Annotated in this window: 19 protein-coding genes and 1 pseudogene; 10 read left to right on the forward strand and 10 right to left on the reverse strand. The window is 40.5% G+C overall.

Annotation, left to right across the window (positions count from 1 at the left end):
* The first annotated feature begins 112 nt into the window (after nucleotides 1-112).
* Nucleotides 113-1,612, forward strand: a complete 1,500-nt coding sequence (locus MMU07_RS09680; protein WP_241125665.1) for a sodium:proton antiporter — start codon at nucleotides 113-115, stop codon at nucleotides 1,610-1,612.
* Between the two features lie 46 nt (nucleotides 1,613-1,658).
* Here MMU07_RS09680 and MMU07_RS09685 read toward each other — a convergent pair whose 3' ends face one another.
* The gene (locus MMU07_RS09685; protein WP_241125666.1) at nucleotides 1,659-2,213 is read right to left on the reverse strand and encodes a hypothetical protein; all 555 of its coding nucleotides are present in this window, start codon (nucleotides 2,211-2,213) and stop codon (nucleotides 1,659-1,661) included.
* A gap of 88 nt (nucleotides 2,214-2,301) precedes the next feature.
* Nucleotides 2,302-3,828 (reverse strand): 2,3-bisphosphoglycerate-independent phosphoglycerate mutase, encoded by a 1,527-nt coding sequence (gene gpmI / locus MMU07_RS09690; RefSeq protein ID WP_241125667.1) that lies wholly within the window; start codon nucleotides 3,826-3,828, stop codon nucleotides 2,302-2,304.
* A 220-nt stretch (nucleotides 3,829-4,048) separates the two neighbouring features.
* Here gpmI and MMU07_RS09695 point away from each other — a divergent pair, with 220 nt between their 5' ends.
* Together MMU07_RS09695 and nadC are read left to right on the forward strand one after the other, a co-directional pair.
* A complete protein-coding gene (locus MMU07_RS09695; RefSeq protein ID WP_241125668.1) occupies nucleotides 4,049-4,459 on the forward strand; it encodes a DUF4783 domain-containing protein in 411 nt (136 codons plus the stop codon).
* A 32-nt stretch (nucleotides 4,460-4,491) separates the two neighbouring features.
* A complete protein-coding gene (gene nadC, locus MMU07_RS09700) occupies nucleotides 4,492-5,352 on the forward strand; it encodes a carboxylating nicotinate-nucleotide diphosphorylase (RefSeq protein ID WP_241125669.1) in 861 nt (286 codons plus the stop codon).
* Nucleotides 5,353-5,645: 293 nt separating this feature from the next.
* Here the strand turns inward: nadC and MMU07_RS09705 are convergent, their stop codons facing one another.
* Nucleotides 5,646-6,878: an ammonium transporter gene (locus MMU07_RS09705; RefSeq protein WP_241125670.1), complete on the reverse strand. Its 1,233-nt coding sequence runs from the start codon at nucleotides 6,876-6,878 to the stop codon at nucleotides 5,646-5,648.
* A 54-nt stretch (nucleotides 6,879-6,932) separates the two neighbouring features.
* Complete coding sequence (locus MMU07_RS09710; protein WP_241125671.1) at nucleotides 6,933-7,271, reverse strand: P-II family nitrogen regulator; 339 nt, start codon at nucleotides 7,269-7,271, stop codon at nucleotides 6,933-6,935.
* Nucleotides 7,272-7,591: 320 nt separating this feature from the next.
* Between MMU07_RS09710 and MMU07_RS09715 the strand changes: the two genes are divergently transcribed.
* A complete protein-coding gene (locus MMU07_RS09715) occupies nucleotides 7,592-8,497 on the forward strand; it encodes a nucleotidyltransferase family protein (RefSeq protein WP_241125672.1) in 906 nt (301 codons plus the stop codon).
* 66 nt (nucleotides 8,498-8,563) lie between these two features.
* Here MMU07_RS09715 and MMU07_RS09720 read toward each other — a convergent pair whose 3' ends face one another.
* Nucleotides 8,564-9,703, reverse strand: coding sequence for a TlpA family protein disulfide reductase (locus MMU07_RS09720; RefSeq protein ID WP_241125673.1), 1,140 nt, complete (start codon nucleotides 9,701-9,703; stop codon nucleotides 8,564-8,566).
* 117 nt (nucleotides 9,704-9,820) lie between these two features.
* Here MMU07_RS09720 and MMU07_RS09725 point away from each other — a divergent pair, with 117 nt between their 5' ends.
* A complete protein-coding gene (locus MMU07_RS09725; RefSeq protein WP_241125674.1) occupies nucleotides 9,821-10,225 on the forward strand; it encodes a DoxX family protein in 405 nt (134 codons plus the stop codon).
* An 834-nt stretch (nucleotides 10,226-11,059) separates the two neighbouring features.
* On the opposite strand, the gene recF is transcribed toward MMU07_RS09725, so the two are convergent.
* Complete coding sequence (recF, locus tag MMU07_RS09730; RefSeq protein WP_241125675.1) at nucleotides 11,060-12,169, reverse strand: DNA replication/repair protein RecF; 1,110 nt, start codon at nucleotides 12,167-12,169, stop codon at nucleotides 11,060-11,062.
* A 104-nt stretch (nucleotides 12,170-12,273) separates the two neighbouring features.
* On the opposite strand from recF, the gene pdhA reads away from it, so the two are divergent.
* From pdhA to MMU07_RS09750, 4 genes are all read left to right on the forward strand, one after another.
* The gene (pdhA, locus tag MMU07_RS09735) at nucleotides 12,274-13,293 is read left to right on the forward strand and encodes a pyruvate dehydrogenase (acetyl-transferring) E1 component subunit alpha (RefSeq protein ID WP_241125676.1); all 1,020 of its coding nucleotides are present in this window, start codon (nucleotides 12,274-12,276) and stop codon (nucleotides 13,291-13,293) included.
* Nucleotides 13,294-13,412: 119 nt separating this feature from the next.
* Complete coding sequence (locus tag MMU07_RS09740) at nucleotides 13,413-14,126, forward strand: tetratricopeptide repeat protein (protein ID WP_241125677.1); 714 nt, start codon at nucleotides 13,413-13,415, stop codon at nucleotides 14,124-14,126.
* A gap of 83 nt (nucleotides 14,127-14,209) precedes the next feature.
* Entirely contained in the window at nucleotides 14,210-14,686 is a 477-nt protein-coding gene (ribH, locus tag MMU07_RS09745; protein ID WP_241125678.1) for a 6,7-dimethyl-8-ribityllumazine synthase, read from the forward strand.
* A gap of 40 nt (nucleotides 14,687-14,726) precedes the next feature.
* A complete protein-coding gene (locus MMU07_RS09750) occupies nucleotides 14,727-16,046 on the forward strand; it encodes an aspartate kinase (protein WP_241125679.1) in 1,320 nt (439 codons plus the stop codon).
* A 210-nt stretch (nucleotides 16,047-16,256) separates the two neighbouring features.
* Here the strand turns inward: MMU07_RS09750 and MMU07_RS09755 are convergent, their stop codons facing one another.
* Together MMU07_RS09755 and MMU07_RS21910 are read right to left on the reverse strand one after the other, a co-directional pair.
* Nucleotides 16,257-17,381: an AAA family ATPase gene (locus MMU07_RS09755; protein ID WP_241125680.1), complete on the reverse strand. Its 1,125-nt coding sequence runs from the start codon at nucleotides 17,379-17,381 to the stop codon at nucleotides 16,257-16,259.
* A gap of 1,047 nt (nucleotides 17,382-18,428) precedes the next feature.
* A pseudogene (locus MMU07_RS21910) lies at nucleotides 18,429-18,632 on the reverse strand (hypothetical protein); the annotation flags it as partial.
* Between the two features lie 180 nt (nucleotides 18,633-18,812).
* Between MMU07_RS21910 and MMU07_RS09765 the strand changes: the two are divergent.
* The gene (locus tag MMU07_RS09765) at nucleotides 18,813-19,019 is read left to right on the forward strand and encodes a DNA-binding protein (protein WP_241125681.1); all 207 of its coding nucleotides are present in this window, start codon (nucleotides 18,813-18,815) and stop codon (nucleotides 19,017-19,019) included.
* Between the two features lie 101 nt (nucleotides 19,020-19,120).
* Here the strand turns inward: MMU07_RS09765 and imm40 are convergent, their stop codons facing one another.
* Both imm40 and MMU07_RS09775 read right to left on the reverse strand, forming a co-directional pair.
* Entirely contained in the window at nucleotides 19,121-19,444 is a 324-nt protein-coding gene (gene imm40 / locus MMU07_RS09770) for an Imm40 family immunity protein (protein WP_241125682.1), read from the reverse strand.
* A 4-nt stretch (nucleotides 19,445-19,448) separates the two neighbouring features.
* On the reverse strand, nucleotides 19,449-20,669 hold a 1,221-nt coding region (locus tag MMU07_RS09775; protein ID WP_241125683.1), incomplete at its 5' end, for an RHS repeat domain-containing protein.

A 20,669-nucleotide genomic window follows, 5' to 3' on the forward strand; every position in this document is an offset into this window, starting at 1 on the left:
CAAAATAAGTAGTTTAGCGAAAGTATAATTCAAATTAGTATAATGAATAGCGCAATTTGTAGGGTTTTCTGAAACCAAAACCCTTGAAAAAGACTGCTTAATTTTAAAATTAATGAAGAACCTATTTGCCGTTTTATTATTTGTTTTTGGAATGGTTTTTTTGACAGCTATTTCGGAGGCAATAGCCCAGACAGAAACCCAAGCAGAAATGATAGGGGGGGAGAGCTCCGTCCATCAACATGATGGAAATGCTGTCCACGAGGATGGGCAAGATGAACACGGTTCTGCACCTGTTTGGTTGGTGATACCATTTGTTGCCTTGTTGTTAATGATAGCAACAGGTCCATTGTTTTATGAAAATTTTTGGCACCACAATTATCCAAAAATCGCCGTTGGATTAGCCATTTTGGTGGTTTTCTACTACCTCTTTGTCTTGCACAATGTACATGGACCTGTACATGCACTTGCGGAATATGTACAGTTTATCGCACTCCTATCTTCACTTTATATTGCATCGGGTGGGATTCTCATCGAGATAGACAAGAAGGCAACTCCATTTGCCAATGTCATGCTTCTTTTGGTAGGGGCTTTGGTTTCCAATCTCATTGGGACCACTGGAGCTTCTATGCTACTTGTTCGGCCATTTATCAGATTAAACAAAGGAAATATCCAACCTTACCATATCATCTTTTTCATCTTTATGGTCAGTAATATTGGAGGTTCACTTACCCCAATCGGGGATCCGCCGCTTTTCCTTGGCTTCCTAAAAGGAGTACCTTTCTTTTGGACAATTGAATACAATTGGCCAGCATGGCTGTTAGCTTTGCTATTGCTTGCCGCAGTATTTTATGTCATTGACAAAAAATTTGGGAATGCCATCGAAGAAGACGACCTCGAAGAAGTTACCTATACTAATAAATTTGCATTGATAGGGTCAAGAAACTTTCTATGGTTATTGGTTATCATTGGATCGGTATTCCTTGATCCCAATGTACTCGATTGGGTACCTGCCATTCATTACGATGGACAAAAATTTTCATTTCTCAGAGAAATCATCATGCTATCTGTAGCTTATATGAGTTACAAATTTGCCGATCAAAGTGCCATTAAAGGAAACGAATTTAATTTTGAGCCTATATTGGAAGTGGCATTCATATTCATAGGCATTTTTGGTACCATGATGCCGGCATTGGAATTAGTTGGTAATTTTGCCAAATCCCCTGAAGGTGCGGCATTAATCACCCATAATACTTTGTTTTGGGGGACGGGTATTTTATCAGGAGTCTTGGATAATGCCCCTACTTACTTGAATTTTTTGGCAGCAGCCATGGCGTCGCAAGGTGCTGAGATAGGAAACATTGAAGATGTCAAGAATTTTGCTTTTGACAATTATGACGACTCGGCTTTTGAGTTGATGGCAATTTCTCTTGCTTCGGTATTTTTTGGGGCAATGACTTACATTGGAAATGGACCTAATTTTATGGTGAAGTCCATTGCGGAGCAAAGTGGCATAAAAATGCCTTCTTTCTTTGGTTACATCATTAGGTTTTCGCTACCGATTTTACTGCCGATATTGTTCATAATATGGCTTGTGTTTTTTGCCTTTGTTTGAAAAAATTAAGATATCAGGCCAATTGTCAGAGATTGGCCTGATTTTTTTACCACACCACAGAGGCACTTACTATCATTTTATTTGGCTTCAAAAAAATCACTTTTTGAATTGTCTCAACCACAAAGTGGTCAAGCTTACCGGTTTGGCTTTGATTGAAAATTACCCCACGTGTCTCAGAATTATAAAAGAGATTTGAATTTTTGATAAAAAAAGAAACTTCTTTTATCACTCCATCTTCGTATTTGATCACGATCCTTTGAACTTCTCCTTTCTCTCCTTCTTTGAGTTTGTGGATGAGGTAATCAGCACTCTTTTGTGTTTCATAGGAACTTGACAGGCTGGGCCTGCTGATGTCCGCCTTTTTAAAAAAATCAAGCTCTTCTAGCCAACGGTTTGAAGTTAAGGTATCTTTGATTATTTCTTTTTCACCATTTACATTCAATTCTTTGATGATTCCGGTTCCATCCAAGCCCAATGCTGTAACCTCTATATACTCTTTCATAGGAAAATAAATGGTTTCAGACAGATTTTCGGTTTTATCATCCGAAGCACATCCAAGCAGGGTGAGAGAAATCAAAACTGCAATAAAACTTTGTTTCATAATGTCTTGGTATTTTGGATTAGGTATAAAATGACAAAGAATCCATCCAAAATTTATGAATGAATTCTTTGTCAACAAATGTATTAAATTATTTCAACAGGATATTCCCGGTCATTTCGGAAGGAACAGAGACACCCATCAAAGTAAGAATTGTAGGTGCAAGATCTCCTAATTTACCATCCTGAATAGGTATTTGGTCACTGTCATCCACCAAAATACAAGGCACCAAATTGGTGGTATGGGCAGTATTTGGGGTTCCGTCTTCGTTGATCATCATGTCACTGTTGCCGTGGTCAGCTATGACGATAAAGGTATATCCATTTTCAAGTCCCGTTGTAATTACCTGTTTGGCACATTCATCGACGGTCTCACATGCTTTTACTGCCGCTTCAAAAACTCCGGTATGCCCCACCATATCAGGATTAGCAAAATTGAGACATACAAAGTCAACCTCTTTCTTTTTAAGTTCGGTTTTTATTTTGCTGGCAATTTCATACGCACTCATTTCAGGTTTGAGGTCATAAGTGGCCACTTTAGGGGAAGGACAAAGTATCCTACTCTCACCTTCAAATTCCGTCTCCCTTCCACCTGAAAAGAAAAATGTTACATGGGGGTACTTTTCTGTTTCAGCGATCCGAATCTGTTTTTTACTATGTTTGGCAAGAACCTCTCCCAAGGTATTGTTAAGGTTGTCTTTGTCATATAGTACCTTGACATCCTTAAAAGTGTCATCATAATTGGTAAAAGTGATATAATTCAATTTGAGTCTTTTCATATTGAAATCCTCAAAATCCTGTTGTGTCAGGACTTGGGTGATTTCCCTTCCCCGATCTGTACGGAAATTGAAACAAATCACAACATCTCCTTCCTTGATGGTTGCCAAAGGCTTTCCTGCTTCGTTGACTTGGATGATGGGTCTTATGAATTCGTCGGTGACTCCATTGGAATAAGATTTTGTAATTGAAGCGATAATATCTTTTGATTTTTCGCCTTCGCCAATTACCATCGCATCATAGGCTAGCTTCACTCTTTCCCATCTTTTGTCCCTATCCATCGCATAATATCTACCAATAACGGATGCAATTTTTCCAACAGAATGCTGTAAGTGTTCCTTCAGTTCATTGAGGTAATGAATGCCTCCTTTGGGATCTGTATCCCTACCGTCGGTAAAGGCATGGATAAATACTTCTGTGAAATTATTGGCTTTGGCCGCGTCACAAAGTGCTTTGAGGTGATTGATATGCGCATGAACACCTCCGTCAGACACTAAGCCTATGAAGTGCACATTCTTCTTGGATTTTTTGGCATATTCAAATGCCTCCACCAAGACCGGATGGCTATCCAACTCACCTTCTTTGGCAGCCTGATTGATTCTCACCAGATCTTGATAGACTACCCTTCCTGCCCCAATGTTCATATGTCCTACTTCTGAATTTCCCATTTGTCCTTCAGGTAATCCCACCGCTAGGCCCGAAGCCTGAAGTTTGGAATGAGGGTACTTTTCATAAAGTCCATCAATAAAAGGTGTTTTTGCTTTGTCTATCGCAGAAACTTCCGGATTGGTGGCAATGCCCCATCCATCCAAAATCATTAATACTACTTTCTTATTCTTCATGGAAAGAGAATTTGGAATATTGAAAATTAAAATCAATCAACTTGTAAAGTTGCCTATTCTTTATCAAGCGGACAAAATTCCTATTGTTAATTTTTTAACATGCTGAATACCACATGCCATTGTTTGGTTTATGAAGAGCATTAATGGGTGAAACACTCGATTTTTTTGAAAAGCTAAAAATGATAAAAGATTTGGCTTAATATTTGAACTATTTTCTGGGATGAAGAATCTCCCCTTTCTTTTTGTATTTTTATTTGCCGTCATTTGGTTCTCTGAAGCCACTAATTTGAAGCACAATACATTGACAATCAACGATGTGTTTGTCTATTTTAAAAGCGGATCCAGCAAGGAAATTGCCAGGTATTTTGACCAAACCGTCTTATTGAATATCAATGGAAAGAACGGAGATTATTCGAAAACTCAGGCAGAGTATATTTTGAAAGATTTTTTTTTAAAATATCCTCCATTGGATTTTAATGTGCTGCACCAAGCAGGTTCGCCCGGTCCTACTATTTTTTATGTAGGTGCCTATCAAAGCAAAGATGAACAATTCAGGGTCTTGATAAAAGGTAACGCCAAATCAGATGTTGTTAGAATTTTTAGCATCGACATTATTAAAACCAAAATTTAAGGCTTCACCAACATTATTTTTTAATTTTGTGTGTGGAAAATTTACCTTATTTAACATCGGAAAAAATTCATGAATTTATCCGACTGGCATTCTTGGAGGATGTGGGTTCCGGGGATCACTCGACTTTAGGTTCCATTCCCAATAACCAGACTGGCCAAGCGCAATTGCTAATCAAGGAGTCCGGTATTATTGCAGGAATTGAACTTGCCGAAATGATTTTCCATCAATTTGACCCACATCTTCAAATTGAAAAATTATTAAAAGATGGTGATTCCGTGAATTCGGGGGATATTGGATTGAGGGTGATGGGGTCCGCCGCATCGATTTTGACCACCGAAAGATTGGTATTGAATTGCATCCAACGCATGAGTGGGATTGCATCCAAAACCCATCAACTAACCAAAATGATAGCCCATACAAAAGCTCGCTTGATGGATACCCGCAAAACCACTCCAAACTTCCGGATGATCGAAAAATGGGCAGTTGTACTTGGCGGCGGACTTAACCACCGGTTTGCTTTGTATGACATGGTGATGCTCAAAGACAACCACATTGATTTTGCGGGCGGTATTTCTAATGCTGTACAAAATGTAAAGCGCTATTTGGCAAAGGAAGGGCTCAATCTCAAAATCGAAGTAGAAACAAGAAACCTTAAAGAAGTTGAGGAAGTACTTGCTTTGGGTGGAATAGATTATATCATGCTCGACAATATGGACTATGAGACCATGCGGAAAGCAGTGAGTATGGTTGACGGCAAATATCCACTCGAGGCATCGGGTGGAATCACTGAAGAAACGCTCAAAGATGTAGCTGAATGTGGCGTTGATTATATTTCTGTCGGCGCACTGACACATCATGTGAGGAGCATGGATATCAGCCTTAAGGCCTATTAAAATTCGATATCAATTGATAAAAGATATTCATGGATATTGAATCCGGAATAACTAAGTTTAAATAAGCTTTTAAAAATTTTATAAAATCAAATCTCATTTAGCTAAGCTTTTGCGTTATACAAACCTTTTCCAAAGTTGGGACAAGACCTTGAAAATCTTAAAACATCCATTCCGAACTTTGGAAAAGTTTATCGAATCTCCCTAACTAAATTAAATTGGAATCAAATTCTTTAAAATTGAAATGCCCAAGAAATGAATTCTTGGGCATTTTTAATTCTTCCGACGTAATCAATTTAGTCCTTTGAAGCAAAATCAGGGTAGGCCTGCATGCTGTGTTCATTGATATCCAAACCCTCAAGTTCTTCTCTTTCATCGACCCTGATACCCACTGATTTTTTTAGAGCAAAGAAAATCAACCAGCTGGTTCCAAAGCAAAACGCTCCCACAATACCGATCCCGATTAATTGGGAAATGGCCTGCTGAAAACTAGCGAGGTTACCAAACAAACCTACTGCCAAAGTGCCCCAGATTCCTCCGATCAAATGTACCGAGATAGCTCCTACTGGATCATCAATTTTGATTCTGTCAAAAAATACAACAGCAAAAACCACCAATGTACCGCCAATAAAACCGATTATAGCTGATTCGCCAACACCCATTTGGTCTGCACCTGCAGTGATCCCGACAAGACCTGCCAAGATCCCATTGAGTACCATTGTGATATCATAAGTTTTGAATTTTAAATATGATGCGACTAATGCTCCAAAAGCACCGGCAGCACCGGCGATAGCAGTGGTTACAAAAACCAAGGAAACTGTTCCCGGATCTGCAGTCAAAACCGATCCTCCGTTGAAACCAAACCATCCAAACCATAGCAAAAATACTCCAATCGTTGCCATCGGAATATTATGTCCGGGAATGGCTTTCATGCCTGTAGGAGTATATTTGCCTAATCTAGGCCCAAGCAAAAATGCACCAGCCAAAGCCGCCCATCCACCAACAGAATGAACAATCGTAGATCCTGCAAAGTCATAAAATGGCGTAGCCATGGTATTCAAAAATCCACCTCCCCATTTCCACATTCCCACCATAGGATAACAAAGACCTACATAAAGGATTGAAAAGAAAATAAAAGGTCCCAGTTTTATCCTCTCAGCAACTGCACCGGAAACGATCGTGGCCGCTGTGGCAGCAAACATTGCCTGGAAAATGAAATCTGTGTAAAAAGTATAGCCTGCATTGTAATTACTTGTATCCCAGGCTTCCGGAAGCGCTAATCCAAAACCTGCAAATCCCATAAATCCCCCGGCAAAATCACCTCCGGGATACATCAGGTTAAAGCCAATAAAAGCATAGGAAAGTAATCCTATCGCAGGGATAATTGTATTCTTAAACAATATATTGACAGTATTTTTTGCTCTTGTAAGGCCTGCTTCTAGACTTGCAAAACCAAGGTGCATGATAAAAACCAATATGGTTGCTACCATCATCCAAAGGTTATTGATGGTGAATAATTCTTGAGTCATAGGTTTGATAGGTTAATTATGTATGTATCTTCTTAATCTTGAATATATTTTTTATTAAAGGGCATCTTCACCCGTATCACTATTTCTAATCCTAAAGGCTTCGATGGCTTCGTAAATAAAAATCTTCCCATCACCTACCTCACCTGTCTTGCCCATTTTGAGAATACATGCTACTACCGATTCCACCAATTCATCTTGGGTGACGATTTCCAGCTTGGTCCTGTGTATGTAAGTAGGTTCATACGCGACACCCCGATAGGTCTGCAGTTTGGCATGCTCCATCCCCATGCCCTTTACTTCATAAAATGTCAGGAATTTTACACCAAGTCCAGCGACGCATTGATGTATCTCATCGAATTTGGATGTTCTAATGATTGCTTCGATTTTTTTCATTTTCTTCAATATTAACAGTGATTCATTGGAAAAACATTGCTAATGTAAAGGAAAAATTGAGTAAAAACATAATTGGGCTATTTTTTCATCCGATTTATTTAAAAAAAACATATTTTGTATCTTTGAAGCATATTTTTTTAACTGTCATTTTTAATTTTTTTATAAATTATATCATTTGATGATTCTTTTTTTAACCAAAACATCCATAATTACCATCAAATGGATGAATCAATGGTTCTTTGTAAATAATCTCAACCAAATCTTTGTCTGAAAGCTGAAAAACCTAACTTTGGGGCCTGAATAAACATGCGCAATATTTTATGAGCAAAAAACCGACACTTTTAGTCCTCGCCGCAGGAATGGGAAGCAGATACGGAGGAAACAAACAGATCGATGGATTTGGCCCAAATGGAGAGACCATTTTGGAATATTCAATTTACGACGCCATCCGTGCAGGATTTGGCAAGATAGTTCTGATCGTTAGAGAAGAAATTCTTGAGACTGCAAAAGACCTACTTTTACCAAAATTAGAGGGTAAAATTGAAGTGGACTTTGTGCTTCAGTCGATCAAACATTTTGTTCCTGCTGAATTCCAAAATCCAGAAAGGGTGAAACCTTATGGAACGGCCCATGCAGTGCTTTGTGCCAAAGACGCCATCGCAGAACCATTTGCCGTAATCAATGCAGATGACTTTTATGGCAAAGAAGCTTTTGAAGTTTTGGGTAAATTTCTCACGGAAAATGTGAGACCTGACTTGCATGCCATGGTGGGATATGCGATTCAGAATGTACTTTCCGAGCATGGCACCGTCAGTCGTGGCGTATGTTCTATGAATGAAGCCAACCAACTCATCGGCATGGTCGAAAGGACTTCCATTGCAAAGGAAGGTGATAAAATCCTTGCCAAAGGAGATGGTGAAGTGATCGAAATCAAAGAAGGAACCCCGGTATCGATGAATTTTTGGGGTTTTCACCAAAATGTATTTTCGGATATTGAAAAAATGTGGCTTGATTTCTTGCCTGCCAACAAAGAGAATCTCAAGTCTGAATTTTATATTCCGACTGTGGCCAACCACCTGATACAATCGGGCGAAGCAGCCTTTGAGATCTTGGAAGGTGGCAAAACATGGTTTGGCGTTACCTACACCGAAGACAAACCTGTAGTGATCGATTCTTTGAAAAAAATGCACAGCTCAGGAGAATATCCTGAGAAACTTTGGAAATAAGGATATCCAAAACAAAAAATGGCTGCCCGGAATCAACTGGGCAGCCTTTTTTGTTTTGTAATCGAATCAAATCCCCGAAATTTCCTTCAAAGCCTCATAAGCTTCATCCCCTGGCCTTGGGGCGTTGACATCAATGATTTTGTTGTCTTTGCCAATAATCAGGTAGCGTGGGATACCCCATACTTTAAAGTATTTCATGATCTCTGCTTCGAATCCCTTTCCGGCAAATAGGTGTACGCCACCCATTTTGTTTTTACTGAGGTAGTTTTTCCAAGGTTCAGGTTGCTCATCGATAGAAATATACATCAGGATAACTTCCGGATTTCCTTCCAATTTCTTTTCAAAAAATGGCGTTTTGGTTCGGAAAGTATTGATACATGGTCCGCACCAAGATGCCCAAAGGTCCAGATAAATTATCTTGTCTTTGTAATCCATCAGACTGACCGACTTTCCCTCCAAGTCGACAAAAGAAAAATTTTCCACAACGGCACCTTCTTTAAGTTTTTCGATGGCGGAGAGGCTTTTATCGACATCTGCCAAATAGATGGAATTGGGATAAGAATTCCTGAAACCTGCCACTTGATTCTTGCTCGATTCGTAGCCTCCTGTCAGCATCAGCATGTCATTCAGGATAAAGGCTGCTTGAAAAAGTTCTTTTTTAGGTTCAGCCATTCCACTGATATAAGCTTCGACTTCTGTGTTTGGCATTCCAAAAGGGATTCCCATAGCAGCATGTAATGTCATCATCATCGACCTTGAGAGATCCTCCGAAAGGTTATTGATGTCCGAATCAAGTCCAATACCTTCAAAATATTGATCCAAGAAACCCAGTTTTTGTCTGGGTTCTAGGTCCTGCGCCCTATCCAGATAGAGTTCACCGAGTTGGAGCAACATAGTATGGGAAAAAGTCTGGGCTCCGATTTTCTCCTGTTCCAAAAGTCCTTTGGAATTTTGCTCGTAAAATTGACCGATTTCGGCTTTCACTCCTTTGCAAAATTGGATGTATTCTTCCGCTGATGGGGCTGCTTCGGCATCATAGAGGATGGTCGAAACTTTTGCATAGAGGTCGTTTTGGACATAATTTTCCAAGCCTGACATATAGTCTAAATAGGCTTGCGTAGGGGCTTGGGCTGATGCCGTCATATGTGCCGAAAAGGTGAAAAACAGGAACGAAGCCTGTAAAATGAAATTGCGAGATGATTTCATATTTATTGTTTGGATGAGTAATTCGAGGTATTGAGCGTCCAATTTAGAAATCTGATTTAGATTTCTTGTTACCTTTGATTGATTAAACCACATTTTGCAACTTTTGGATTCCAAAAAATGAAAAAATTGATCTTCTCGACCTCATCCTATTTTCAGGATATCTCATTGGTAATTTTACGGATCGGCGCAGCTTTGCTGATGTTGACGCATGGTTGGCCGAAAATTGCAAATTTCAGCACCTACCTTGTCAAATTCAGTGACCCGATCGGTTTGGGTCCGGCTATTTCTCTTCAGCTTGCCATTTTTGCAGAGTTTTTCTGCGCGATTTTGTTGGCATTTGGTTTTCTTACCAGACTTTCATTGATCCCCTTGATGATTACGATGTCTGTCGCTGCCTTTATCGCGCATGCGGATGATCCTTTTGGTTCAAAAGAAAAGCCCTTGCTGTTTCTCCTGATTTTCATATTCCTATTCTTTGCCGGACCGGGAAAATATTCTATTGACAGTAAGATTAAAAAGTGAAAAAATTATCCGCAACTGATTCGGTGCCATGGATTGAAGGCTTGTATAACTCAAGCACAAAATAATTTCCCGCGGACCAGGCAGACCTCCGCAGAAAAAACAAAACCAGAATTCCCGATGCCATGCCTGCCGCGAAAACACTCTACGCAAATCTGCGCCTTCTGTGGGAGAATAAACTAAAGTAGACAAAATAATTTCCCGCGGACCACGCAGACCTCCGCAGAAAAAACAACCGGAATTCCCGATGCCATGCCTGCCGCGAAAACACTCTGGGCAAATCTGCGCCTTCTGTGGGAGAATAAACTCAAGCACAAAATAATTTCCCGCGGACCAGGCAGACCTCCGCAGAAAAAACAAAACCAGAATTCCCGATGCCATGCCTGCCGCGAAAACACTCTACGCAAATCTGCGCCTTCTGTGGGAGAATAAACTAAAGTAGACAAAATAATTTCCCGCGGACCACGCAGACCTCCGCAGAAAAAACAACCGGAATTCCCGATGCCATGCCTGCCGCGAAAACACTCTGGGCAAATCTGCGCCTTCTGTGGGAGAATAAACTCAAGCACAAAATAATTTCCCGCGGACCAGGCAGACCTCCGCAGAAAAAACAAAACCAGAATTCCCGATGCCATGCCTGCCGCGAAAACACTCTGCGCAAATCTGCGCCTTCTGCGGGAGAATAAACTCAAGCACAAAATAATTTCCCGCGGACCAGGCAGACCTCCGCAGAAAAACCGGAATACGGATAATTGCCCACAGACCACGTTCAGCAGCAACTACTTTTGCACCTCAACCATTTGTTTTTAGGCAACTTGGCTTTAGTCAAAAATAGCATTACACATTCCAAGGGGAAATTTCCCCTTCCTCTATCAGGAAAAACCTGCTTTCTGCATCAATTTCATTTAAGATCGCTTTCGACCTTTCGGGACGTGCATCGGTGATAAAAAGCTGACCAAAGCGGTGGTCAGCCACCAACTTCATCAGCTTTTCGATCCTGTTGTCGTCGAGCTTGTCAAAAATATCATCTAGCAAAAGGACAGGTTTTGTCTTTTTATGGAGCAAAAAAATCTGAAACTGAGCCAGCTTGAGGGCGATCACAAATGATTTTTGCTGTCCCTGCGAACCGAATTTTTTGATGGGGTAGCCACCGATTTCAAAGAGAAAATCATCTTTATGGATTCCCATATTGGTTCGTTTCAAGATGAAATCCCTTTGGGCATTCTGAATAAATTCATTTGGGAAGTTCCCATCCAGACAGGTGGTTTCGTAAGTGATGCTCACCTCCTCGTGGTTATCAGATATGATGGCATAATATTCTTTGAGCAGGGGAAGGTATTCTTCCAAAAAGGCATTCCTTGCTGCCCCCAAAAACTGTGAAAGGGCGATGATCTCCCTGTCATAAGGTTCAATATGGGACTTTTCCCACCTTCCTCTATCGGCAAATTGCTTGATCAGGGCATTTCTTTGTTTGAGAAAATGCTGGTACCTGACCAGTTTTTCGAGATAATGCTTGTCCATTTGGCAAAGCATGTTGTCAAAAAATCTCCTTCTCTCTTCACTTCCATCCTTGATCAGCATCGTATCATCCGGTGCAATCATGACCACCGGCAATAGCCCTACGTGGTCACTCATTTTATCTATGGCTTTGCCGTTTTGAAGCAGTTGCTTTTTCTTTCCACTTTCAAAAATACACCTGACCTCGATTTCTTTTCCCTCAAGGTCAAAGTCTCCAAAAACCGTAAAAAATTCTTGGTTATGCAGCACATTGAGTTGGTCTACGCCGTTGATAGCACCTTTGGTCAGACAGAGATAATGGATTGCATCCAATAGATTGGTCTTCCCGCTGCCGTTGATCCCTACAAAGCAATTGATTTCGGGGGAAAACCGCACTTCCGCCTTTTGGTAATTCTTAAACTGTTGGAGGCGGATATTTTTGAGGTGCATGCTTAGAATCTGTGGGGTTTTTGACTAATTTCGCACTCGGCCTTAAAATTCAGCCTGTTTGATTATATTTGAGGCCTAATTTAGCATATTTTACATTACACGATATGGCAAAGAAGAGTACAGCTCCCAAAGCGAAAGTGAAATATTCCGAAGAAACTTATGCTTTCTGGTATGAAAGCATGCTGTTGATGAGGAAGTTCGAGGAAAAAGCAGGTCAATTATACGGACAACAAAAAATCAGAGGATTTTGTCATTTATATATCGGACAGGAAGCCTGCGCAGCGGGTGCCATCACTGCCCTTGACAAAGATGATAAGTGGATCACTGCATACCGTGACCACGCGCATCCACTTGGTTTGGGCACTGATCCGGGAGCGGTGATGGCCGAACTGTATGGAAAAGCTACAGGGACAACCAAAGGAAAAGGCGGTTCCATGCATATTTTTGACAAAGAAAAAGGCTTTATGGGCGGTCATGGCATCGTAGGCGCACAGGTTCCTATGGGACTTGGAATCGGCTTTGCTGAAAAATACAGAGGGACAAAAAACCTTTGTATCTGTCACATGGGTGATGGTGCGGTGAGACAAGGTGCGGTGCACGAGGCGTTGAACCTCGCGATGCTATACAAAACCCCGGTAATTTTCGTTATCGAAAACAATGGCTATGCCATGGGAACTTCCGTAGAAAGAACTTCCAATGTCACTGAATTATATACTATCGGTGAAGCTTACGACATGCCTTCCTTCCCTGTAGACGGGATGAATGTGGAAGCAATACATGAAGCTGTGGCTGAAGCTGCCGACAGGGCAAGAAGAGGTGACGGACCGACTTTATTGGAATTTAGAACTTACCGATACAAAGGCCATTCCATGTCAGATCCCCAAAAATACAGGACAAGAGAGGAAGTGGAAGAATACAAGCAAAGAGACCCTATCGAGCAGGTGAAGAAAACCATCCTTGACAATAAAATATTGACAGAGGAAAAATTAGCCGAGATTGACAAAAGAGTGAAGCAGCAGGTAGATGATTCAGTGAAATTTGCTGAAGAATCACCTTGGCCTGATGGAGAAAAGGCTTTTGAGGATGTATATATGCAGGAGGATTATCCTTTCGTAATGGAATAAAATACGACAAAAACCAAAACCGGTCATGTGTGCAAGTAAACATATTCATGACTGGTTTTTTTTATTGTTATTTGTGAATTAAGTAAAAGCCTTATATTTGCGGCGGAAAAATTTAAAGAATGGCTACGAAACAAACGAATAAATCCCAATCTGAGCATCAGAATGATCTTCTGGAAAACCCGGAAGAAATCAAAGGAAGATTGGAAAGAGGGGAAGCCTTTATCAGAAAAAATTCAAAAATATTTGGTGGTATACTCGTAGGGGTAATCTTATTGATTGCAGCTATTTTGTACTTCCAGATTGATACCCAAAATAAAAACACCAAGGCTCAGGCTGAAATGTTTCAGGCTGTGTATTACTTTGAGCAGGACAGCATAGAATTTGCCCTCAATGGTGACGGTTCCAACGCAGGTTTTCTAAAAATCATTGACGATTACGGTAGAACTGACGCAGCTAACCTTGCCCACTTTTATGTAGGGTCGATTTATCTTTCTAAAGGCGATTTCCAAGAGGCTGTCGATCACTTGAAGCAATTCTCCGCAGATGACTTTTTTGTTCAGGCAAGAGCATTTGCTTTATTAGGAGATGCATATATGGAGTTGGACAATACCAAAGATGCCATCGCTTCTTATAAAAGAGCAATTGACCATAAGGAAAACAAATTCTTTGCTCCAAGATACTTGAGTAAATTGGCTGTGGCTTATGAAGAAGCAGGCGACCTCAACAGTGCCATCAAGGCATATACCGAAATCGAAGACAAGTATTTTGAGTCATTTGAATATACTAACGCACGAAAACACAAAGCGCGCTTGGAAGGCCTTGCCTCTAAGTAATGCTTTGATATTTCAAAAGCATTTTGGAAGAGTAAGGCCCTATGGCCTTACTCTTTTTTATTTATACCAAAAACCAAACTCCCATGGCAACTTCATTGAAAAGTCTCAGTCAATATACTGACAAGAACATCCTCGATATTTCGGACAAAAAATTTGGAATCGTAGTTTCGGAATGGAACGACCAAGTCACAGAATCCCTGTTTTCAGGTGCTGTAGAAACATTGTTGACCCACGGTGCCAAAAAAGAGAACATCTTCCGAAAGAATGTGCCGGGATCTTTCGAACTCACACTTGGCGCACAATGGCTTGCAGAATTGGAAGAAATCGATGCCGTCATTTGCCTAGGATGTGTAATTCAGGGAGAGACCAGGCATTTTGATTTTATTTGCGACGCAGTCGCCCATGGTATTACCAATGTGGCTTTGAAATTTAACAAACCGGTAATTTTTGGTGTTTTGACACCCAATACCCTTCAACAGGCTTTGGATAGGTCCGGTGGGAAACACGGTAACAAAGGGGATGAAGCTGCCATCACCGCAATCAAAATGTTGGGCTTCTGACCAACATCAACAAGAACAAACCTTTTAAACCATATCCATTATGAAAATAATGAAGTTCGGGGGAACCTCAGTGGGCAAACCCGAGAGAATGCACCAAGTAAAAGACCTGATAACCCGAGACAATGACAAAAAAATTGTAGTCCTATCAGCACTTTCAGGGACGACAAATGCCCTAGTGTCTATTGGCGAAGCCTTGGCTGATGCCAACAAAGACTTGGCTAAAGAAAGAATCGATGTGCTTCAAAAGCATTACCTGACTTTCTACATGCAACTTCTGAAAACCGAAGCTGCACAAAAAAAGGCAGAAAAGATCATCAAAGAACACTTTGAGTTTTTGAATATCATCTTAAAAATTTCTTTTAACGAAGCGATCAACAGGGATATTCTGGCACAGGGAGAACTTCTTTCGACCAAATTGTTCTACACCTTATTGCAGGAATTGGATATCAAGGCGGTGTTTTTACCTGCCTTGGATTTTATGAGCATTGATGAAAACCATGAACCGGAACTGAAGAAAATCTCCGAAAAACTCAAAGCCATACTAGCAAACTATCCCCAAGACAGGATTTTTGTGACACAGGGTTATATCTGCAAAAACCACAGAAATGAAGTCGATAACCTTAAGAGAGGTGGTTCTGACTATTCAGCATCCCTTATCGGGGCAGCCATCAATTCTGAAGTGATTGAAATATGGACCGACATCGACGGCATGCACAACAATGACCCTAGGATCGTGGACAAAACCCGTCCCATTGCCCAACTTTCATTTGACGAAGCAGCGGAATTGGCCTATTTCGGAGCTAAAATCCTCCATCCGGCTTCCATTTGGCCGGCACAGCAATACAACATCCCTGTCAAATTACTGAATACCATGGAACCGGATGCACCCGGAACAACCATCACGGCCAAAGAACAGGGCTCGGGAGTGAAAGCACTTGCGGCCAAAGACGGCATCACAGCCATCAAAATCAAATCCACCCGGATGCTGTTGGCTTATGGGTTTTTGAGAAAGGTGTTTGAGGTATTTGAGAAGTACAAAACTTCCATCGACATGATCACTACTTCAGAAGTGGCTGTTTCGGTGACTATTGATGACCTTTCACATTTGGCAGAAATCGTCAAAGAACTTGAAATTTACGGAACCGTCGAGGTGGACAGCAATCAGACGATCGTTTCGATTGTGGGAAATATGATAGCCGAATCCAATGGCACCATGGCCAGAATCATGAATTGCCTGAAGGACTATCCGATCAGGATGGTTTCTTATGGAGGAAGCAGGCACAATGTGTCTCTCCTTTTGGAAGCTAAATATAAAAATGAGGCCTTGAAAAGTCTGAATGAAGGTTTGTTTGAATGGTAATCTTTGCCACTTAATGGTTATCTTCTCCTTTGCCAATTACCAAATAATTTAATGCATGCGGGACGGAAGACGGAAGACCGATGTACCGGACATTCCAGTTTTTCAGCAAGAATTATATTGAGTTAATTTTCAAATAATATTATTGCAAACATAAATTAGGTGTTTCAAAAACCCACCCAAAATCACATGATCGGGTGGGATTTTTTCTGTTTAAAGTCTTGCCATCCATCTTGCCAAAAGGACTTCGTGCACCAAATACACGCCTTCATCCACCACTACTAGTTCCTGTTTTTGTAATGCTTTGAGTGCTGTACTGACACTGCTTGCTGCGCCGAGGCGGTGTTTGGTTAGAAAATCTTTGTTCAAGGGGCTGAATAATGGCTCTTCCTTGGCTATTGCCTTGAATACATTCCACTGTGTTCTGGTTAGCATTTTTGGAAAATTAGCAAAAATGGCCTGATGCTGTTCCAAAATATCTGAACAGATTTTGTGAAAATCTTCTTCTTCGACATGGTTAAATTGGGCAAACAAATAATTACAAATCAATTGGATTGTATAAGTCTGTCCCCTAGCCCATGCATATATTTTTTCGATCAATTCTGCAGAAATGGTTTTCCCATTATCTTCAAAATGACCTTGGATAAACGGTGTATATTTCTCTAGGGCAATTGGTAAAAGGGACATCAATTGTGCACTTTGGTAGAATGGTCTGCTATTTTCTGCAAACATCTCCACCATCATGGTCCGGTGACTTCCACTGAAGATGAACCTAATATCAGGGAATAACTGTACCCAAGTCCTGAACACCGCCTCCGCATTTTTTTCCGCATAATGGGAAATCTGCTGAAACTCATCTATGGTTATGACTATCCGTTTTTTTCTTTCCTGCAAAAATACTCCCAATGCATTTAGAGAATGATCTTCCATTCCGGGTTGTTTGATCCCGATGCTCAACTCAGGTATTCCTGACAGCGGATTAAAACTAATGGTGGCTCCCAAAGCAGAAAATAACTTCTGCATGGTAGCTGAAAAACCGGAATGAGTTTTTCCATATTTATCGTAGGTCACTGTAGTGATGGCTTTAATAGCCTCCTCTATGGAATGTGTTGCCAATAAATCCACATAGAGCGTTTCAAATTCACCCGAATCTTCCAATTCCTCAAAAAACCTTTGGATCAAAGCTGATTTTCCCAATCTTCTCCATGCAAAGAGCACCACATTTCTATCATTGTCAATGTGGTTCCTCAATACTTCAATGTCATTTTCCCGATCACAGAAATACTTCTTTCCATGATAAGTATTCAATACAAATGGATTTCCGGGAGATTTCATCATTTTATCAAATCATTTTTAGAAGTAATAAGAAGATTACGCATATGGCGTTACGTACATTGCGTTATGCAAATAACGTAACGCAATGTACGTAATGATTTTCAGATTTTCAATCTCTAATAATAGTTCAATATTGTTTAGATAAGTATTTGCGTCATACAAACCTTTTCCAAAGTTGGGACAAGACCATGAAAATCTTAAAACATCCATTCCGAACTTTGGAAAAGTTCTATTCGCCCTATTTGAAGAAGAGTTTGGACTTCCCAAAAAAGAATCTGATATCCATAAATTACAATCTCTTTTAGCATTATTTGACCATTTTATCCAAATTCGGGCATGAAAAAATCAGTCTTCCTGTTTTTGGCATTTTGCCTTGGTTTTTCAGCTATTGCCCAAAAGAAATACCAGACCCCGCCTGGGTGTAGTCAAACGTCTGATGCTAGGACTGGGTGTAATTTGCCTACCCTGCACCCGGCCCAAGGCTAAAATGATCCTAAGGGATCATTTCCAAACGCCTTGTCCTACCCTTTTATCCTTCCAATTTGCAATTGGATTCAATTTAGAATTCTCTAACCAAAAGGTAATTCATGGTTAATCGAATTGCAAATTCATTTCATAAGAAGGTGTAGTTACAAACTACACCTAGCAGCTACATCATTCTACTCCCAGAGGGGGCAAATGGTAGAATAGACTTTACACCAAAAACAGGAAAGTCTAAGAAACTCAATTCAATTTCATTTTCTAGGTAAATTCTTTAAGTATTCTCCTCATGTCACTTTTTGTCATGATACAAAAAGTAACCAAAAAAATCCAGCGCAATAATCCTCCCACACACGAGGCCACCGCCGGCCCGGAATTGCGCTTCCTCCCCACAGCAGTTCCAATTAAGAATTTTTCTAAAGTATAAGATTCCAAATCCAACACACATTCTATTTGAAGATCTAAACCTCCTTCTATCAGAAGCCCCATCGGGGCGAAATCTTGGTAGCCCCGGGCAAGGTGCTTAACCGATTTCAATATTTCAACAAATCCCAATGCACCGCCGCCCCCTGGGCGGTGTTCATAAGTCTCTCCGTAATATACCAACTTCACATTGGGAAGGGTGGAAGCCAAATGCTCAAAATAGGCCACAACACGGTGGTGGGGTGTAAATCTGTCACCCAACTTATAGCCCAAGAAATCCTCTGGGCTTTTTTGGGCAAAGGTTGTGTTGGCTAGTAGGAGCGCCAAAACCAAAGCGTAAATTTTTCTCATAAAGGAATATTTGAATGTAATGGGCGGTAAGATAAGGGGAATTACAAAACCCTGCAAAGGAAATGGACTGAAGGATTTAAGATTGGGGATTGTCGGTGAAAATGAAGGAGAGCTTGGCTCTAGGCTCTAATACTCCAATTTTAAAAAAGTGGGACCCCGATAGGTGTAGTCTAGCGATTGATGAAAGTGTTTGCCGTAAGTGCCGACAACCTTTTGAACGATAAGGAAAATAGCGTAGTAGAGTTACAAAACCACAAACTAAACGAACAGTTGATGTTGATTAATCAACTTGATGAAGATGAAAAAAATGCACTGGTTAAAATTATCAACTCAATGCTTACCAAAAAACGAATGAAGGATTTATTAGACGGTAAAGTAAATTTCTAAAAATTATTTTTGCCTGTTAGGACAATTTTTTACGGCTCTAAAATTTCCATTTTGGATAATACAACAAAAGCCCCGAAAAATTTCGGGGCTTTTGTTGTATCTTATTCGTCTGGCACAAATGCGAAAAATATATTTTCAATATTATCACTATTGTAGTTATTAATATAATCTCTTGCCTTGGTTATACTGCGATTAACAAAATCAAGTTGCGATTCATTTGGCTGTCTATCACAATACCAATTATCATAATTATATTGAATAACTTCATTGATGCTTTCACATACATCACCGCCAAGAATAGGTATTTGCAGTTCATAAAACGTGTCTAATGCCTTAACTGCATCTTCTTTTGACAATGCCCAATTTTTTACTCCTATTGATTCCAAGGAAACTCCTACTTTGAGTATTTCGTTGACTGTACTCATCTTTCTATGGATTTGGTCTAAATAATCTATGGTTAATGGAGCCGTCAGCTTCTTTAATAAATTCAAAGAAACCTTTTTTACCACCATACTCACCTGGAATTTTTAGCATTTGTCTTGTTACTCCATCTCCACCCTTTATAGTAGATATTACTCCATTAGATTCAAATGCTTTTACACTTTCAGGGAAAGCGTGAAAATCTCCTTTCTTAATCTGTCCTAAAACTTTATTTGTGTATTTAGTTCCACTGAAAAACGATGTACTCGTCTTAGCGGCATCCCCTACATCATCCAACACATTAGCAACCTTACCCAAAGTTCCAAGCTTGGACAGACCCTTGTCACCTAAAGCTCCTAATACTACACCACCAAGCACTTCACCTACTGCTTCTGATGCTGCGGCAATAGGATCGTAATTGTTTGCTGCTAACCTGTTAGATACTTCACCTTTAATTCCGTCTGCCAAAATTCCTTTAGCGGTTTGGGGAGAATTTAATGCAAATTGTCCAAACTCATAGGTGTTTTTTACTGAATTCAATACATTTTCCCCACCTGAATTCCAAGTATCCTTAACAAATCCAACAGCCGCAACGGCACTGTTCCAAACACCTTTTAATACTGCCTCGCAATTTGTCCCGGGAGGGCAATCCCCTAAAGGATCATTGAACAGGACAGGATTATTGAAGCTGTAATTATACGGGGTCCAGCTTGAAAGCTCACTCGCTTTAGGATCTATCTGCCACCATCTCCCGAGTGCCGGATCATATACCCTGAACTTGGTCAGGTCGATATTCAGGTCAGGAATCCTCTCGGTGTCGAAGGTGACTTCACCTGTGCCTTGGTTATACAGATACCTGTTCTTATTTATCGCAGGTGCCTGATAGGATAGTGCCGGCATCTCCATCCCGAAAGGATAATAATGAGTTACCTGAACGGTGGTCGATGGGGTACTTAGGATGCGGAAGTTGTCAAAGAACACATCTTGCGAAGTTTCATTTACCAGAAAAGTCTCTATAAAGCCACCTTTCTCGATCAGGAAGGCATGGTTCAGCTTCTCGTGTTTGTTTTCCGCTTGGGAAGATAATAAGATTTTTCCCTTTTCATATAATACGGAGTCAGAATCATACAGGGCATAGCCCATGTAGGCTTCGGGGGTTTCTTTCTTTTGCAGGTCGGAAGCGATCAGGTCGGCTATCTGTAGCAGGGTGATGGGATTTGCTCCTCCTGC

The sequence above is a fragment of the Cognataquiflexum nitidum genome (assembly GCF_022538055.1).
Classification (GTDB): Bacteria; Bacteroidota; Bacteroidia; order Cytophagales; family Cyclobacteriaceae; genus Cognataquiflexum; species Cognataquiflexum nitidum.

Coding starts and splice junctions, on each gene's coding strand:
- MMU07_RS09680 (WP_241125665.1), top strand. CDS start 113: ATGAAGAACCTATTTGCCGTTTTATTATTTGTTTTTGGAATGGTTTTT.
- MMU07_RS09685 (WP_241125666.1), bottom strand. CDS start 2,213: ATGAAACAAAGTTTTATTGCAGTTTTGATTTCTCTCACCCTGCTTGGA.
- gpmI (WP_241125667.1), bottom strand. CDS start 3,828: ATGAAGAATAAGAAAGTAGTATTAATGATTTTGGATGGATGGGGCATT.
- MMU07_RS09695 (WP_241125668.1), top strand. CDS start 4,049: ATGAAGAATCTCCCCTTTCTTTTTGTATTTTTATTTGCCGTCATTTGG.
- MMU07_RS09705 (WP_241125670.1), bottom strand. CDS start 6,878: ATGACTCAAGAATTATTCACCATCAATAACCTTTGGATGATGGTAGCA.
- MMU07_RS09710 (WP_241125671.1), bottom strand. CDS start 7,271: ATGAAAAAAATCGAAGCAATCATTAGAACATCCAAATTCGATGAGATA.
- MMU07_RS09715 (WP_241125672.1), top strand. CDS start 7,592: ATGAGCAAAAAACCGACACTTTTAGTCCTCGCCGCAGGAATGGGAAGC.
- MMU07_RS09720 (WP_241125673.1), bottom strand. CDS start 9,703: ATGAAATCATCTCGCAATTTCATTTTACAGGCTTCGTTCCTGTTTTTC.
- MMU07_RS09725 (WP_241125674.1), top strand. CDS start 9,821: ATGAAAAAATTGATCTTCTCGACCTCATCCTATTTTCAGGATATCTCA.
- recF (WP_241125675.1), bottom strand. CDS start 12,169: ATGCACCTCAAAAATATCCGCCTCCAACAGTTTAAGAATTACCAAAAG.
- pdhA (WP_241125676.1), top strand. CDS start 12,274: ATGGCAAAGAAGAGTACAGCTCCCAAAGCGAAAGTGAAATATTCCGAA.
- MMU07_RS09740 (WP_241125677.1), top strand. CDS start 13,413: ATGGCTACGAAACAAACGAATAAATCCCAATCTGAGCATCAGAATGAT.
- ribH (WP_241125678.1), top strand. CDS start 14,210: ATGGCAACTTCATTGAAAAGTCTCAGTCAATATACTGACAAGAACATC.
- MMU07_RS09750 (WP_241125679.1), top strand. CDS start 14,727: ATGAAAATAATGAAGTTCGGGGGAACCTCAGTGGGCAAACCCGAGAGA.
- MMU07_RS09755 (WP_241125680.1), bottom strand. CDS start 17,381: ATGATGAAATCTCCCGGAAATCCATTTGTATTGAATACTTATCATGGA.
- MMU07_RS09765 (WP_241125681.1), top strand. CDS start 18,813: ATGAAAGTGTTTGCCGTAAGTGCCGACAACCTTTTGAACGATAAGGAA.
- imm40 (WP_241125682.1), bottom strand. CDS start 19,444: ATGAGTACAGTCAACGAAATACTCAAAGTAGGAGTTTCCTTGGAATCA.